Source organism: Dellaglioa sp. CoH-56-MRSF-11 (assembly GCF_056782135.1).
Genome location: NZ_JBXAYE010000128.1, coordinates 1 through 258, shown reverse-complemented (window position 1 = coordinate 258; position 258 = coordinate 1). Strand labels below are relative to the sequence as shown.

Annotated in this window: 1 protein-coding gene; it reads left to right on the top strand. The window is 56.2% G+C overall.

Going from position 1 to position 258, the window contains the following annotated elements; genetic code table 11:
* A partial coding sequence (locus tag AC1RPT_RS08110) for a nicotinamide phosphoribosyltransferase domain-containing protein (RefSeq protein ID WP_481763041.1) occupies positions 1 to 258 on the top strand: 258 nt, incomplete at both ends.

Here is a 258-nt window from a genome sequence, read left to right as displayed (position 1 = left end):
CCAATTCAATCTCGCGCTTGACACCGACGTTTACAAGTGGAGCCACGCAGCTCAACTGCCGCCCGGCGTGCAGTTTGCTTCGTCGTACTGCTCGGCACGATCGGACAAGGAATACCGCGCTTCCATCTTCTTCGGCCTGCAAGCCGAGCTGCGGAATATCGTGGCTAATCCGTTGACGCGTGAGCAAGTTGAAGAGGCTCGTGAGATCGCCGTCGCGAATTGCGGGACTTTCCCGTATATCGAGTTCATGCAAATCGT